Genomic DNA, 14,632 nt, shown 5'->3' on the forward strand with positions numbered 1-14,632 from the left:
CCTCTTCCGCACCCTAGAAAGGCCGCCGCCCGATCCAATGAAGATCGGCCCGGAAGAGAGTTGCTTATGCGGTCCGTCGCGCTCGCCCTGCTGGCCTCGGTCTCACTGACGGCGGTCGCCCACGCCGCCGCGGACGACGACTCCACCCTGGTCGCGCCGATCAGCGTCACCCCTCTTCCCGGCGGAGAAATCGAGCGCGCCGACGCGGCTGGGCCCGCGCAGTTCGCGACGGGCGCGCAGATCGACGCCATCAACGCGCTCGACCTGACCGAGTACCTCCGCCGCGCGGTCGGCGGCGTCTACATCAACGACATCCAGAACAACCCCTTGCAGCCGGATGTGAACTATCGCGGCTTCACCGCCTCGCCCCTGCTTGGAACGGCCCAGGGCCTGTCGGTCTATTTCGACGGCGTCCGCATCAACCAGCCGTTCGGCGACGTGGTCAGCTGGGACCTGATCCCGCGCGCCGCCATCGCCTCGATCGAGCTGGCGCCGGGCTCGAACCCGCTGTTCGGCCGCAACACCCTCGGCGGCGCCCTGACCCTCCGCAGCAAGGACGGCCGCACCGCCCCTGGCCTCGCCGTCGAAGCCGGCTACGGCTCGTTCGGCCGCTGGCAGACCACCGTCGAAGGCGGCGGTTCGGCCGACAACGGCCTGCACTGGTACGGTGTCGTCAATCGCCTCAAGGAAGACGGCTGGCGCGACTTCTCGCCGACCGAGGCGGGCCAGGCGTTCGGCAAGCTCGGCTGGTCGGATGGGGCGACCGACATCGCCGCCTCCCTGGCGCTGGCCGCCACCGACCTGACCGGCAACGGCCTGCAGGAGCAGCGTTTCCTGCAGCGCGACCGCGCCTCGGTCTACACCAAGCCGGACAACACCAAGAACCAGTCCGCCCTGTTGAACCTGACCGGCAGCCATATCGTCTCCGACAGCCTGACCCTCTCCGGCGACGCTTTCTGGCGCACGCTGAAAACCAAGACGCTCAACGGCGACCTCAACGACGAGTCCCTTTCCGAGACCATTTACCAGCCGAGCGCGGGCGAGCGCGCGGCCCTCGCCGCCGCCGGCTACGCCGGATTCCCGATCGCCGGCGAGACGGCGGACAACACGCCGTTTCCCTTCTGGCGCTGCATCGCCAACGGCCTGCTGAACAGCGAGCCGGGCGAAAAGTGCAACGGCCTGCTCAATCGCAGCTCCACCCAGCAGCGCGAGGGCGGGCTCTCCGGCCAGGCCGCCTGGTCGACGCCGATGGGCGCGGGCGAGAGCCGCCTCGTGCTCGGCGGCGGCTATGTCGTCAGCGACGTGAAGTTCCACCAGTCCAGCCAGTACGGCTATCTGACGTCGGATCGCGGCGTGGTCGGCATTTCCGGCCCCGGCGCCTTCGCCGACGGCACGCAGGATTCGGAGGACGCCGACGACGCCCGCGTCACCCTTTCGGGCACGACCAGCACCGCCAGCCTCTACATCAGCGAACACCTGCCGCTGACCTCGGCGCTGAACCTGACGGCCTCCGCCCGCTACGACCGCACCAAGGTCGAGACCCGCGACGCCCTGAACCCCGGCGGCGGCCCCGGCTCGCTCGATGGCGACCACACCTTCTCGCGCCTGAACCCGGCTGTCAGCCTGGTGTGGAAGGCCAGCGACACCGTCACCGCCTACGCCGGCTACACCGAGGGCAGCCGCGCCCCGTCGGTGATCGAACTGGGCTGCGCGGACCCCGACAACCCTTGCCGCCTGCCCAACGCCATGGCGGGCGATCCGCCGCTCAATCAGGTGGTGACCAAGACGGTCGAGGCCGGGCTGCGCGGCGATGTGGTCGGCTGGCGCTGGAGCGCGGGCCTGTTCCGCGCCGACAATCACGACGACATCCTGTTCGTCGCGGACGACCTGGCCAGCTTCGGCTATTTCAAGAACTTCGGCCGCACCCGTCGCCAGGGCGCGGAACTGTCGGCCGACGGCGCCCTCGGCCCCGTCGATCTGGGGTTCCACTACACCTACCTCGACGCCACCTATGAGACGGCCGAGGGGGTCGGCGGCGCCGGCAACAGCAGCAACGACACCGGCCCCGGCTTCGAGGGTGACATCGAGATCGCGCCGGGCGACCGCATCCCGCTGATTCCGCGGCATGTGTTCAAGGCCAACGCCGGCTGGGCCGTCACCCGGCAGTTCCGCCTGACCGGCGACATGATCGCGATCAGCGGGGTCACCGCCCGCGGCAATGAAAACGGCCAGCACGCGGCCGACGGGGTCTATTACCTCGGCCTGGGCAAGACCAAGGGCTACGCGGTGTTCAACCTCGGCGCCGAGTATCGCCCGACCGAGCGGGTGAAGATCGCCCTGCAGGTCAACAACCTGTTCGACAAGGACTATGAGACCGCCGCCCAACTGGGCGCGACCGGCTTCACCGACGCCGGCGCCTTCATCGCCCGGCCGTTCAGCGGCCCGATCGTCGACGGGGAGCGGCCGGTGCGCTCGGCTACCTTCTACGCCCCGGGCGCGCCGCGCAGCGGGTGGGTGACTGTAAGATATAGTTTCTAAGGCGCACTTCAGCGTTGCGCCGTGGTCGACAGCGCTCAAGACGCGTCATATCGTTATGGCTCAGAACTACCGATCCGCGCCGGCGGGCAAGGATCGGCAGACCGCCCATCAGAGGCGCATCGGGGGAACTTGACGTCCATGAAACTGTCTTCGCTTTTCAACCGCTCGGCCTTGGCGACCGGGGTCGTCGCCACCGCGCTGCTCGGCGTCGTGATCTATTCGGCCGACGCCCAGACGCCGCCGGCCAACCGGCCGACGACGGCGGCCCCGAACGCTCCGGCGACGGGCGACCCCGGCGCGCCTCCCGGTGGCGTTCGACGCAACCCGCTGGAAGGCGTCGACCTGTCGCCCAAGCCGCCGGTGCCGCACCTGCGTCCGGCCGAGCAGCAGAAACTGTTCCAATTGCAGCCGGGCTACGCGATGAGCTTGGTCCTCGCCGACCCGCAGATCGAACAGCCCGGCCAGATCGCCTTCGACGCCAACGGCCGGATGTATGTGCTCGAGCTGCGCACCTACATGCTCGACGCCGACGCCAAGGATGAGCTGACTCCGCGCAGCCGCATCTCGCGCTGGGAGGACAAGGATGGCGACGGCGTCTACGAGACCGGCACGACATTCATCGACGGCCTCGTCTTCCCCCGCTTCGTCACCCCGCTCGGCGACGGTCAGCTGATCACCAAGGAGTCCAACTCCGACGACACCTGGCTCTACACCGACACCAACGGCGACGGTAAGGCCGACAAGAGGGAGCTGTTCGTCACCGGCCTCGGACGCTCGGGCAACGTCGAACACCAGGAGTCGCACCTGACCTGGGCGCTCGACAACTGGATGTACTCGACCTTCAACTCGGTTCGCGTCCGCTGGACGCCGAACGGCGTGCAGAAGGAAAGCGTCGGCCCGAACGGGGCGGCCTGGGGCGTGACCCAGGACGACTACGGCAAGGTCTGGTTCCAGGGCGGCGCCTCGGGTCTGCCCAGCTACTTCCAGTTCCCCATCCTCTACGGGAACATCCCCAACCCTGACCAACTTCAGGACGGCTTCCGCGTGCCGTGGGGCGCGCCGATCGGCATCGGCGACATGCAGGGCGGTCTGAACGCCGTGCGCCCCGGCGAAGGCTCGCTCAATGCGACGACCGCCGGGTCCGGCGCCAACATCTATCGCGGCGACCGCCTGCCGGCGGAATTGAAGGGTGACTACTTCTACGGCGAGGTCGTGGCCCGGGTGCTGCGTCGCGCCAAGCCGGTGAACATCGAGGGCCTGACCCAGGTCCAGAATGTCTACCAGGCTCAGAAGACCGAGTTCATCCGCTCGATGGACCCGCTGTTCCGCCCGGTCGACAACAAGACCGCCCCGGACGGCACCATGTACATCGTCGACATGTACCACGGCATTATTCAGGAAGGGGAATGGGCCCAGCCCGGCACCTACCTGCGCGCCAAGATCGAGCAATACAAGCTCGACACCGCCATCGGATACGGCCGCATCTGGCGGCTGACCTACAACGGCATGGAGCGCGACAAGACCAAGCCGACAATGTTCCAGGACCCGTCGGCCAAGCTGGTCGGCTTCCTCAGCCATCCGAACGGCTGGTGGCGCGACACCGCCCAGCAGCAGCTGGTGCTGCGTCAGGACAAGTCGGTCGTCCCGGCCCTGAAGGCCTTGGCGGCCTCCAACCCCAACAAGCTGGCGCGCATCCATGCCGCCTGGACGCTGGAGGGCCTGAACAGCCTCGACGCCGGCCTCGTCCGCGCCTTCATCAAGGACAGCGACCCGCAGCTGCGCCAGCAGGGCCTGCGTCTCAGCGAAATCCTCTACAAGGGCGGCGATCAATCGTTCGCCGACGACATCAAGGCGGCGACCAAGGACTCCGACGTCAACGTCCAGATCCAGGCGCTGCTGACCGCCAACTATCTGAAGTTCCCTGACGCCAAGGACATCGCCACCGCGATGCAGGCGGCCAACAAGGCCAAGGGCGTGCAGACCGTCGCCAATCGCATTCTCGCTCCCCCGCTCAACGATGCAAACGCAGGTTTTGCTGACAACATGAACCCTCCGGTCCGCACTGCGGCCGAGGTCGCCACACTGGAGCGCGGCGCCAAGATCTTCGCCGAGAGCTGCACCGAGTGTCACGGCCATGACGCCATGGGCGCGCCGGACGGCAATGGCGGCCTGATGGCCCCGGCCCTCGCCGGCAACCCGCGCATAGGCTCTCAGACGAGTCCTGAGCATCTGCTGCGCGTCTTGGTGTCCGGCCTCACCGATCCGATCCACGGCACGAGCTACGCCGCAGGTATGATGGTCGCCCAGAAGGCGGAGTCCGACGATTGGATCGCTTCGGTGGCATCGTTCCTGCGCAATGGGCTGACCAACGGCGGCCCGATGGTGACCCCGGACATGGTGGCCTTCATCCGCGCCGCCGACGCTAACCGCTCGACGCCTTACACCGACGCCGAACTGACCCGGGCGACACCGCAGACCCTGACGCCCGACGCCAGCTGGAAGGTCACCGCTAGCGACATCGCGCCAGTCCAAATCGGCGGGGGCTCCGGTCGGGCGGAAGGCGCGTTCACGCTCGAAGGCTGGACCACCGGCAAACCCCAAACTCCCGGCCAGTTCTGGCAGGTCGAACTGCCGCGGACGGTCAGCCTAGCCGGCATCGACTATCAAGCTCTGACGAGCTCGTTCTACACCTTGCCAGGGACTGCCAATACCGGGCGACCGGACATGCGCGCGCCTCGGCAGGTGTACTTCCCAAGAGGCTGGAAATTGGAGGTCTCGCTCGACGGCCGGACCTGGAAGACGGTGAAGGAAGGCAAGGGCGAGAGCATGTACACGAGCCTGATATTCGCCCCGACGCCGGCAAAGTTCGTGAAGATCACGACGACCGCCTCGGTGCCGGACCCCAAAATCATCTGGGGCATGAAGTACCTGAAGCTGTTCGCCAAGCCATCGGCCTGAGGACGGCTCGAGGGCCGGCGACGACTAGCGTCGCCGGCCTTCAGAGGCGAAGGCCGATCTTCGGGGCGACCCAGGTCATCCCGAGATAGAGCACGATCGTCAGCAGGCACCCGGCCGCCAGCGACGGCCAGAACGGCGCGTTCCGGCGCATCAGCCACGGAATAAGCAGAAACATCGGCAGCGACGGCAGGACGTACCAGAAGGTCGCCTGGGCGTGGGCGGCCATGGTGTCGGGGTCCGGCTTTTCGCGCCACAGCCAGATCATGCCGAGCACCGAGACGAGCGGCAGGGAGGCGATCAACGCCCCGAAGCCGGGATAGCGGCGGGCCAGGGTCGAGGCCGCCCCGATGAGCAGGCCCGAGATTGCGCACTTGAGCAGGAAATAAACCACCGCCGGCGTTCCTAAACGACGAGGCGGAAGCCGACGCCGCGCGCCGTCTCGATGCTCGGCGCGCCCTTGGCGGCGGCCAGGCGCTTGCGCAGGTAGCCGATGTAGACGTCGAGGGTGTTGTCGGCGACAGGCGCGTCGCCCCAGGCCCGGTCGAGGAGTTCGGTGCGCGTCACCGTCTGGCCCGGCGTACGGGCGAGGCAGGCCATGAGAGCGTACTCGCGGCCGGGCAGCGACATCACGGTCTCGCCGACGGTGGCCGTGCGGGCGCGGGCGTCGAGCCGCATGCGGCCGACTTCGATCACGCCGCCCTGCCCCGCCGACCGGCGGATCATCACATTCAGCCGCGCCAGCAATTCCTCGAAGGCGAAGGGCTTGGAGAGGTAGTCGTCGGCGCCGGCCTGGAAGCCGGCCAGCTTGTCGTCGAGCCCATCCCGCGCGGTCAGCATCAGGATCGGCGTCTCGACCCCGTCGTGGCGCAGGCCGCGGCAGAGATCGACGCCGTCGATGTCCGGCAGGCCGAGGTCGAGCACCGCGGCCTCGAAAACCTCCGACTGCAGGCGCTCGCTCGCGGGCCTGCCGCTGCGCAGCCACTCCACCTCGAAGCCCTCGGCGTTGAGCCCCCGGCTGACGAAACGGCCGATGCCGGGGTCGTCCTCGACGAGCAGGATGGTCATTGGGCGGCTCCGGCGATCGGCAGGCGGATTTCGATGGTCAGGCCCTCCCCATCCGGACTGCGCGCGGCGACGGCGCCGCCGTGCTGCTCGGCCACCCAGCGGGCGACGGAAAGGCCAAGGCCCGCGCCTCCGCGCTCGCGGCCTCGGTCCGTTTGATAATAGCTGTCAAACAGGTGGGGCAAGTCGATGGCGGCGACGCCGGGCCCCTGGTCGGCCACGGTGAACACCGCCGCGTCCCCATCCCGCGCCAAGGCCAGACGCACGCGTCCGCCGGCTCCGAACTTGGCGGCGTTGTCGAGCAGGGCGAGCAGGGCCTGCTGCAGCCAGCTGGCGTCGCCCATCGCTTGCAAACCGTCGCCCTCCGCCAGGGCGACCTCCAGCGTCACCTCGCTGGATCGGACATAGCTCTCGGCCAGGGCGGCGACCTCGCGGCCGATGACGGCCAGGTCCACCGGCTCGCGCCGGATGCTCAGTCGCCCATCCTCCGAGCGGGCCAGGGCCAGCAGGTCGTCGAGGCGACGCTGCAGGAAGGCTCCGTTGGCGACCACGTGCTCCAGAGCGTCGCGCAATCGGGCCGCGTCGGCCTTGGGATCGCGCAGGGCCACCTCCGCCTCGCCGCGCACCACCGTCGCGGGAGTTCGCAACTCGTGGCTGACACGGGAGAGGAACAGGCGGCGGGCGCTGTCGACATCGGCGAGGCGTTGGGTGCGTTCGGCGACCTGGCGTTCGAGGTCGAGATTGGTTTCCGAGAGCGCACGGCGCTGGCCGCCGATCTCGGCCGCCATGCGATTGAAGGCTTCGGACAGCCGCCGGAACTCGCTGAACCCCAAGTGGGGCGCCTCGACCGCCCCGTCGCGCCCGACCGCATCGGCGGCCGCCTCGAGACGCCGCAGAGGGCGCAGCACGCCGCCGGAAATCACCGCGAAGCCGATCCCGGCGAGCGCCGCCAGCGCCAGGGCCAGACCGGCGGCGAAGGCGAAGGCGGTGATCCGCAGCCGGCGCATGTCGGCGAGCGCATCCCGCGCCTCGGCCTGTTCATCGACCTGCACCAAGGCGGCCAGACGCCGAATCTCGGTGAGATCCGCCACCGGGGCGGCGGCGCCTTCGGAGGCGACGCGTTCGAACAGCGCCGCGATCCGGTCGCCGCGCTCCGCTTCGTGAGCCTGATGCCGGGCCGTCGCCGGCCGCCCGTCGAGCACCCGGGCTTCGTCGGAGATCGAGCGGCTATACGCCCCCAGCCGCTCGCGCACCCGCGCCGCGCTCTCGGGCGTCCGCTGCACGACGAAGGCGTCGATCGCGGCCTCGATCCGGGCGGCCTGGGCCAGTTGCGCCTGCGACTGGCTGACCCGGTCGAGCAGACGGTCGGCTCCGCGCAGGGCGCCGCCGAGCGCCAGGGCCATGCCGCAGAGGCCGGCCAGCATGACCAGGCCCGCCCAGGCCAGCGCCTGCCGGAAAGATACTCCGGCCGCCCTTGATCCGCCCGTCGCCATGGCCTCAATTTAGTGGCCGATCGCGGCTGTGACAGGCTGAAAACGTTATCCCAAGACCGCCGGTCAAAACTTTCACGCAATGAGAGGCGCCACGCCGTGGCGAAGCTCGAAATTTGCGACTAAACGAGCCCCGCGGTCGCTTCGCGGCGGCGCGCAATCCTGGCGGGACCTGCCCGTCGCAACCCAGGAGCCCACGGCGATGAGCGACGCTTCCTCGATCCTTTCAGCCTCTCGCCCGGTGATGTCGGTGGTGACCATCCACAAACTCGCCGACGCGGTGCCCCTGGCCCGCGCCCTGGTCGCCGGCGGCCTGCCGGCCATTGAGGTGACCCTGCGGACCCCCGCCGGCCTCGAGGCCATCCGCGCCATCGCCGCCGAGGTCGAGGGCGCGATCATCGGCGCCGGCACGGTGGTGACCCCCGCCGACCTCGCCGCCGTCGAGAAGGCCGGCGCCACCTTCGCCATTTCGCCGGGCTCGACCCCGGCCCTGCTGGCGGCCGGTCGCGACGCCGGCATTCCCTACATCCCCGCGGTGGCCACCCCGTCCGAACTGATGGCCGGCCTCGACGCCGGCTATTCGGCCTTCAAGCTTTTCCCCGCCACGGTGGTCGGCGGCGTCTCCTGGCTGAAGGCGATCGGTGGTCCGTTCGCCAACGTCCGCTTCTGCCCGACCGGCGGCATCGACCTGAAGACCGCGCCGGATTTCCTGGCCCTGCCGAACGTCATGTGCGTGGGCGGCTCCTGGACCACGCCGGCGGCGGCGGTCTCAGCCAGCGACTGGGCCGGCATCGAGAGCCTGGCCCGCGAGGCGCGGACCGCGCTGGGCTGAAGATCTTGCGGCGGGTAGCCGCTTTGTGATGCCCCCTCGGGGGAGAATGTGCGCTTAGCTCGATAGCCCGAAAGAGGCGGAGGGATTCCTTGGCTCGGAACGAAAAAGTGACGTCGGACGCGGCCGTGGGCCGTGAGTTCCTGGTGCTGCTGGGCGGCGGCGGGGACCTGTCGCTGCGCATGCTGCTGCCGTCGCTCTACTGGCTCGAAGCCGACCGCCTGCTGCCCGACAACCTCGGCATCGTCGGCGTGGGCCGCGGCGACCTCGGCGGCGCCCAGGGCTATCGCAAGATCGTGCATGACGCGCTCGGCAAGCGCGCCAAGATCGACGAGGCCGTGTGGGAGCGCTTCGTCGCGCGCCTGGACTATCTAGCCGCCGACATGACCACCGAGGCCGGCGGCAAGGCCCTGGCCGAAGTGGTCGGTCAGCCATCGATGCTGGCGATCTTCTTCGCCGTCTCGCCCAGCCTGTTCGCCCCGATCTGCGCCTCGCTGAAGGCGGCGGGCCTGGCCGGCCCCAATACCCGCCTGGTGCTGGAAAAGCCCGTCGGCCGCGACCTCGCCTCGTCGAAGGCGATCAACCAGGTCGTCGCCGACACGGTCAGCGAGGAGCAGACGTTCCGCATCGACCACTACCTCGGCAAGGAGACGGTGCAGAACCTCACGGCGCTGCGCTTCGCCAACACGATCTTCGAGCCGCTGTGGAACAACCAGACGGTCGACCACGTGCAGATCACCGTGGCCGAGACCGAGGGCGTGGGCGACCGCTGGCCTTACTACGATGAGTACGGCGCCCTGCGCGACATGCTGCAGAACCACATGATGCAGCTGCTGTGCCTGGTCGCCATGGAGCCGCCCAGCGGCTTCGACCCCGACGCCATGCGCAACGAAAAGGTCAAGGTGCTTCGCTCGCTGCGCCCGATGACCGCCGAGACCGCGGCGATGAACAGCGTGCGCGGCCAGTACGTCGAGGGCGTGGTCGGGGGCGAGAAGGTGCGCGGCTACGTCGAGGAGCGCGGCGACAAGACCGACACCGAGACGTTCGTCGCCCTGAAGGTCGAGATCGACAACTGGCGCTGGGCCGGGGTGCCCTTCTTCCTGCGCACCGGCAAGCGACTGCCGGAGCGACGCACTCAGATCATCATCCAGTTCAAGCCGGTGCCCTATTCGATCTTCGGCGGCGGCGCCGAGGACGACCTGGTGGCCAACCGCCTGGTCATCGATCTGCAGCCCGACGAGGACATCCGCCTGTCGTTGATGAACAAGCGGCCGGGCCTCACCGACGCCGGCATGCGCCTGCAGTCCTCGCCGCTGTCGCTGAGCCTGGCGGCCAGCTACGCCGGGGCCGGCGGCCGTCGCCGCATCGCCTATGAGCATCTGCTGCACGACGTGTTCCGCGGCGACCGCACCCTTTTCGTCCGCCGCGACGAGGTGGAGAAGGCGTGGGCCTATGTGGACGGCGTGGCCAACGCCTGGAAGCAGGCGAAGATGACGCCGCACGCCTATCCCGCCGGCGCCTGGGGACCACGCGCCCAGTCCGACGCCCTGATCGCCCCCGGCGGTCGCAAGTGGGGCGCCTGATGAGCGGGCTGGAAGCCTTCGACGACCATGAAATCCTGGCCTCGGCCACGGCGGACCTGATCGAGGGCGCGCTGGTGGAAGGGGTGATGACCCGCGGCTGGGCGAGCTTCGCCGGCGCGGGCGGCTCCACGCCGGCCCCGATCTATCGCGAACTGTCTTCCCGCTCGCTGCCCTGGGCGAAGATCGGCGTCACCCTGGTCGACGATCGCTTCGTCGACCCGGCCTCGCCCGAGAGCAACCAGCGTCTGTTCAGCGAAACCCTGCTGACCGGCGACGCGCGCAAGGCCGCCTTCACCCCACTGTGGAGCGATGTCGAAACGCCGGACGCCGCCGCCGAGGCGGTCGAGGCCGATGTCGAGGCCCTGATGCCGTTTGACGCCGTGCTGCTGGGCATGGGCGAGGACGGCCACTTCGCTTCGCTGTTCCCGGGCAATCCGGCCCTGACCATCGGCCTGGCCGAGGACGCCGACGCCACGGTGATCGGCGCGCCGGCCGGCTCGCCCGCTCCACCGCAGCCGCGCATCACCCTCACCTTTTCGGCGATCCTGAAGTCGAAGCTGATCGTCCTGTTGATCACCGGCGAGGCCAAACGCGCCGTGCTCGAGCGCGGGCGCACCGACCCGTCGCTCCCCATATACGCCCTGCTCAATCAGAGCCGGACGCCGACCCGCATCCTCTGGGCCGCCTAGAGATCACGAGATCCGCTTATGACCGCCACATCCCTGCACCCCGTCATCGCCGCGGTCACCGCCCGCATCGCCGCGCGCAGCGCCGAACGACGCGCGGCCTATCTCGAACAACTCGACGCCACCGCCAACAATCATCCGGGTCGGGGCAAGCTATCCTGCGCCAACTGGGCCCACGCCTTCGCCGCCGAGCCGGCCGAGGTGAAGCTGCGGGTGCTGGACCCCAACGCGGTCAACATCGGCATCATCTCGTCCTACAACGACATGCTCTCGGCGCACCAACCGCTGGAGCGCTATCCCGCCCTCATCAAGCAGGCGGCCTTCGAGGCCGGCGCCACCGCCCAGTTCGCCGGCGGCGTGCCCGCCATGTGCGATGGCGTGACCCAGGGTCGGCCGGGCATGGAGCTCAGCCTCTTCAGCCGTGACGTCATCGCCATGGCCACCGCCGTGGGCCTCAGCCACGACGCCTTCGACGGCGCCCTGATGCTGGGCGTCTGCGACAAGATCGTGCCGGGCCTGGTGATCGGCGCCCTCACCTTCAGCCACCTGCCGACCATCTTCGTGCCCGCCGGGCCGATGACCTCGGGCCTGCCGAACAAGGAAAAGGCCAAGGTCCGCGCCGACTACGCCGAGGGCAAGGTGGGCCGCGACGCCCTCTTGGCCGCCGAGCAGGCCGCCTATCACGGCCCCGGCACCTGCACCTTCTACGGCACCGCCAACTCCAACCAGATGCTGATGGAGATGATGGGCCTGCACGTGCCCGGCAGCGCCTTCGTGCATCCGGGCAGCGACCTGCGCGACGCCCTGGTCAAGCACGCCGCCAAGCGGGTGGCCGCCATGGGCCTGAAGGGCAACGACTACATCCCGGTCGGCCGGGTGGTCGACGAGAAGGCCGTGGTCAACGGCGTCGTCGGCCTGATGGCCACCGGCGGCTCGACCAACCACGCCCTGCACCTGGTGGCCATGGCCCGCGCCGCCGGCATCGAGCTGGCGCTGGAGGACCTCGACGAGCTGTCGCAGGCCACCCCGCTGCTGGCCCGCGTCTATCCGAACGGCTCGGCCGATGTGAACCAGTTCCACGCCGCCGGCGGCATGGCCTTCGTGATCCGCGAGCTGCTGAACGCCGGCCTCGTCCACGCCGACGTGACCACCGTCGCCGGCGAGGGCCTGGAAGCCTATGCCCGCGAGCCCTTCCTCAAGGACGACGGCTCGCTGGAATGGCGCGAGGGCGCCGCCGAGTCGCTGGATACCTCGATCCTGCGCCCGGCCTCCGCGCCGTTCAGCCCGGAAGGCGGCCTGCGCCTGCTGAAGGGCGGCCTCGGCCGCGGCGTCATCAAGGTCTCGGCCGTCGCGCCGGAGCATCAGTCGGTCACCGCCCCGGCGGTGGTGTTCCAGACCCAGGAAGACTTCCTGGCCGCCTTCAAGCGTGGCGACCTCGACCGCGACATGATCGCGGTGATGCGCTTCCAGGGGCCCGCCGCCAACGGGATGCCCGAGTTGCACAACCTGTCGCCGAGCCTCGGCCTGCTGCTCGACCGCGGCTACAAGGTCGCCCTCGTCACCGACGGCCGCATGAGCGGCGCCTCGGGCAAGACACCGGCCGCCATCCACGTCACCCCCGAGGCCGCTCACGGCGGGCCGCTGGCCTATGTGCAGGACGGCGACATGATCCGCCTGGACGCCCACGCCGGCCTGCTGGAGATTCTGGTCGACGAGGCGGTGCTGAAGGCCCGCACGCCGGCTGTGGCCCCGCCGTCGCAACCCGGCTTCGGCCGCGAGCTGTTCGCCAGCTTCCGCGCCGCCGCCGGCGCCGCCGATCACGGCGCCTCGGTCTTCGCCTAGCCTTTTCCGTCCCGGCCGATCAAAGTCGAACCAAACAAGAAGGACGTCAGCCCGTGGCTTCACGCCCCACCGACAGCCGCCTGCATCGTAGCCGCCGGGCCAAGATCGTCGCCACGCTGGGTCCGGCCAGCGACAGCCAGGAGATGATCGGCACGCTTCTGCGCGCCGGCGTCGACGTCTTCCGCCTGAACTTCAGCCACGGCGACCATGCCGATCACGCCCAGCGCGTGGCGCGCATCCGCGCCGAGGAGGCCGCCACCGGCCGCCCGATCGCCATCCTCGCCGACGTGCAGGGCCCGAAGCTGCGGGTCGGCCGCTTCAGCGGCGGCCAGGCCCACCTGACCCCGGGCCAGACCTTCCAGTTCGACCTCTCGCCGACGCCGGGCGACAACCGCCGGGTGCAGCTGCCGCACCCGGAGATCATGGAGGCCGCCGGGCCGGGCACCCAGCTGCTGGTCGACGACGGCAAGCTGCGCCTCGAGGTGATCCGCAAGCGCGAGAACACCCTGGAGTGCAAGGTCATCATCGGCGGGCGGATTTCCGACCGTAAGGGCGTCAACGTGCCGACCGTAGCCCTGCCGATCCCCGCCCTGACGGCGAAGGACCGCGCCGACATGGCCTTCGCCCTCGACCAGGGCGTCGAGTACGTGGCGCTGTCGTTCGTGCAGCGTCCGGAAGACGTGATCGAGGCCAAGGAACTGGCCGGCGGCCGGGCCCAGATCATGGTCAAGATCGAGAAGCCCCAGGCCCTGCAGCATCTGGAGGAGATCATCCGCCTTTCGGACGCCGTGATGGTCGCCCGCGGCGACCTCGGCGTCGAACTGCCGACCGAGGAAGTGCCGCTGGCCCAGAAGCGGATCGTCCGCACCGCCCACCGTTTCGGCCGCCCGGTGATCGTCGCCACCCAGATGCTCGAGAGCATGATAACCGCCCCCACGCCGACCCGCGCCGAGGCGTCCGACGTCGCCACCGCCGTGTTCGACGGGGCAGACGCGGTGATGCTGTCGGCCGAGACGGCGGCCGGTCAGTACCCGGTCGAGGCCGTGGCGATCATGAGCCGGATCATCGGCCGCATCGAGCAGGACGAAGGCTACCGCGCCACCAAGGTCAGCCTGCGCCCCGGCGCCGAAAAGAACTCGCCCGACGCCATCGCCGCCGCCGCCCGCCAAGTAGCCGACACCATCGAGGCCAAGGCCATCTGCGCCTTCACCAGCACCGGCACCACCGCCGTGCGGATCGCCCGCGAGCGGCCGGACACCCCGATCATGGGCATGACCATCGGCGTCGAAGCCGCCCGGCGTCTGGCCCTGGTGTGGGGCGTCGAGCCCATCGCCATCGGCGAGACCGCGACCATGACCGAGACCGTGGCCCGCGCCACCCAGGCGGCGCGCCGCGAAGGTTTCGCCGACCGCGGAGACGAGATCGTGGTGGTGGCCGGCGTGCCCTTCGGCCGCGCCGGCGGCACCAACTCGCTGCGCGTGGCCAAGGTCGGTCGCGACACGGCGTGAGGCTTGGGCCTAAGACCTAACTGACTTCGTCATCCTGAGTAGGCCGCGCCAGCGGCCGTGTCGAAGGACGCATCGCGGCGTCGCCTCGCGTGCTTCGACACGCGCCTTACGGCCCTACTCAGCATGACGAAAGATT

General features: G+C 69.6%; 10 protein-coding genes. 7 read left to right on the forward strand and 3 right to left on the reverse strand.

What is annotated here, in order from left to right:
- Positions 1–66: 66 nt before the first annotated feature.
- Entirely contained in the window at positions 67–2,538 is a 2,472-nt protein-coding gene (locus ACFLIT_RS11605; protein ID WP_479911391.1) for a TonB-dependent receptor, read from the forward strand.
- A gap of 138 nt (positions 2,539–2,676) precedes the next feature.
- The gene (locus ACFLIT_RS11610) at positions 2,677–5,496 is read left to right on the forward strand and encodes a DUF7133 domain-containing protein (RefSeq protein ID WP_479911392.1); all 2,820 of its coding nucleotides are present in this window, start codon (positions 2,677–2,679) and stop codon (positions 5,494–5,496) included.
- 40 nt (positions 5,497–5,536) lie between these two features.
- Here the strand turns inward: ACFLIT_RS11610 and ACFLIT_RS11615 are convergent, their stop codons facing one another.
- Genes ACFLIT_RS11615 through ACFLIT_RS11625 form a run of 3 tightly spaced genes read right to left on the reverse strand, consistent with a single transcriptional unit; the run spans position 5,537 to position 8,051 of the window.
- Positions 5,537–5,887 carry a DUF3147 family protein gene (locus tag ACFLIT_RS11615; protein WP_479911393.1) on the reverse strand — a complete coding sequence of 117 codons (351 nt, stop codon included), beginning with the start codon at positions 5,885–5,887 and terminating at the stop codon, positions 5,537–5,539.
- An 11-nt stretch (positions 5,888–5,898) separates the two neighbouring features.
- Positions 5,899–6,561 (reverse strand): response regulator transcription factor, encoded by a 663-nt coding sequence (locus ACFLIT_RS11620; protein WP_479911394.1) that lies wholly within the window; start codon positions 6,559–6,561, stop codon positions 5,899–5,901.
- A complete protein-coding gene (locus tag ACFLIT_RS11625) occupies positions 6,558–8,051 on the reverse strand; it encodes a sensor histidine kinase (RefSeq protein ID WP_479911395.1) in 1,494 nt (497 codons plus the stop codon). Before ACFLIT_RS11625 ends, ACFLIT_RS11620 begins: the two co-directional genes overlap by 4 nt.
- A gap of 199 nt (positions 8,052–8,250) precedes the next feature.
- Between ACFLIT_RS11625 and ACFLIT_RS11630 the strand changes: the two genes are divergently transcribed.
- The 5 genes from ACFLIT_RS11630 to pyk all read left to right on the forward strand — a co-directional run bounded on the left by ACFLIT_RS11630 (position 8,251) and on the right by pyk (position 14,496).
- The gene (locus ACFLIT_RS11630) at positions 8,251–8,880 is read left to right on the forward strand and encodes a bifunctional 4-hydroxy-2-oxoglutarate aldolase/2-dehydro-3-deoxy-phosphogluconate aldolase (protein WP_479911396.1); all 630 of its coding nucleotides are present in this window, start codon (positions 8,251–8,253) and stop codon (positions 8,878–8,880) included.
- A gap of 107 nt (positions 8,881–8,987) precedes the next feature.
- Positions 8,988–10,460, forward strand: coding sequence for a glucose-6-phosphate dehydrogenase (gene zwf, locus ACFLIT_RS11635; protein ID WP_479911397.1), 1,473 nt, complete (start codon positions 8,988–8,990; stop codon positions 10,458–10,460).
- Positions 10,460–11,149 (forward strand): 6-phosphogluconolactonase, encoded by a 690-nt coding sequence (gene pgl, locus ACFLIT_RS11640; RefSeq protein WP_479911398.1) that lies wholly within the window; start codon positions 10,460–10,462, stop codon positions 11,147–11,149. The genes zwf and pgl overlap by 1 nt, the downstream gene beginning before the upstream one ends.
- A gap of 18 nt (positions 11,150–11,167) precedes the next feature.
- Positions 11,168–12,988 (forward strand): phosphogluconate dehydratase, encoded by a 1,821-nt coding sequence (edd, locus tag ACFLIT_RS11645; RefSeq protein WP_479911399.1) that lies wholly within the window; start codon positions 11,168–11,170, stop codon positions 12,986–12,988.
- 80 nt (positions 12,989–13,068) lie between these two features.
- Positions 13,069–14,496: a pyruvate kinase gene (pyk, locus tag ACFLIT_RS11650; protein ID WP_479911523.1), complete on the forward strand. Its 1,428-nt coding sequence runs from the start codon at positions 13,069–13,071 to the stop codon at positions 14,494–14,496.
- Positions 14,497–14,632 lie beyond the last annotated feature (136 nt).

This window comes from Caulobacter sp. HJHS_5, from assembly GCF_056683955.1.

What these genes read in the sequence shown, in the direction of transcription:
- ACFLIT_RS11605 (WP_479911391.1), top strand. Translation starts at nt 67, where the DNA reads ATGCGGTCCGTCGCGCTCGCCCTGCTGGCCTCGGTCTCACTGACGGCG.
- ACFLIT_RS11610 (WP_479911392.1), top strand. Translation starts at nt 2,677, where the DNA reads ATGAAACTGTCTTCGCTTTTCAACCGCTCGGCCTTGGCGACCGGGGTC.
- ACFLIT_RS11620 (WP_479911394.1), bottom strand. Translation starts at nt 6,561, where the DNA reads ATGACCATCCTGCTCGTCGAGGACGACCCCGGCATCGGCCGTTTCGTC.
- ACFLIT_RS11625 (WP_479911395.1), bottom strand. Translation starts at nt 8,051, where the DNA reads ATGGCGACGGGCGGATCAAGGGCGGCCGGAGTATCTTTCCGGCAGGCG.
- ACFLIT_RS11630 (WP_479911396.1), top strand. Translation starts at nt 8,251, where the DNA reads ATGAGCGACGCTTCCTCGATCCTTTCAGCCTCTCGCCCGGTGATGTCG.
- pgl (WP_479911398.1), top strand. Translation starts at nt 10,460, where the DNA reads ATGAGCGGGCTGGAAGCCTTCGACGACCATGAAATCCTGGCCTCGGCC.
- edd (WP_479911399.1), top strand. Translation starts at nt 11,168, where the DNA reads ATGACCGCCACATCCCTGCACCCCGTCATCGCCGCGGTCACCGCCCGC.